Annotated in this window: 1 protein-coding gene; it reads left to right on the top strand. The window is 66.6% G+C overall.

Annotated features, from left to right (window positions below; genetic code table 11):
* Positions 1–26: 26 nt before the first annotated feature.
* A partial coding sequence (flhF, locus tag A7976_RS04195; RefSeq protein WP_240483799.1) for a flagellar biosynthesis protein FlhF occupies positions 27–799 on the top strand: 773 nt, incomplete at its 3' end.

Below are 799 nucleotides of genomic sequence, written 5' to 3'. Positions count from 1 at the left end.
CCGAAATGTCCCAGGAACTGAAGCGCATGCGCAGCCTGCTGGAATCGCAGCTGTCGGGCTTCGCCTGGGGCGAACTGGCACGGCGCGACCCGGTCAAGGCCGAACTGATGCGCACGCTGCTGGGCGCCGGCTTCAGCCCGCAGCTCGCCCGTCAGCTGGTGGACGCGATGCCCAAGGGCGTGGATCACGACAAGGGCCTGAAGTGGCTGAAGGCCGCGCTGGCGCATAACCTGCGCGTGGTCGAATCCGGCGCCGATTTCATCACCCGTGGCGGCGTCTACGCGCTGGTCGGCCCCACCGGGGTGGGCAAGACCACCACCGTCGCCAAGCTTGCCGCCCGCGCCGTGCTCAAGTTCGGTGCCGAGCGCGTAGCCTTGATCACCACCGACAGCTACCGCATCGGCGCGCACGAACAACTCAAGATCTACGGCCGCATCCTCAACGTGCCGGTGCATGCGGTGAAGGACGAGACCGAACTGCAGCTGACGCTGGCCGACCTGACGCGCAGCCACCTGATCCTGATCGACACCGTCGGCATGAGCCAGCGCGACCGCCGCATCACCGAGCAGATCGAATTCCTGTGCGGGCGCGGCAGCAAGGTCCGCCGCCATCTGCTGCTGCCGGCGACGGCGCAGAACGTCACGCTGGACGATATTGTCAGAGCCTACCGCGGCTCCGGCATGGACGGGGTGATCCTGTCCAAGATCGACGAGTCGGTGTCGATTGCTCCGGCCATTGACTGCCTGATCCGCCATGGGCTGGACCTGCACTACGTCACCAACGGCCAGAAGGTGCCGGA

Origin of the sequence: Methylobacillus sp. MM3, assembly GCF_001645185.1 — a bacterium.
Taxonomy (GTDB): domain Bacteria; phylum Pseudomonadota; class Gammaproteobacteria; order Burkholderiales; family Methylophilaceae; genus MM2.
Note: the sequence above shows the minus strand (reverse complement) of the source record. Positions and strands in the feature narration are given on the sequence as shown.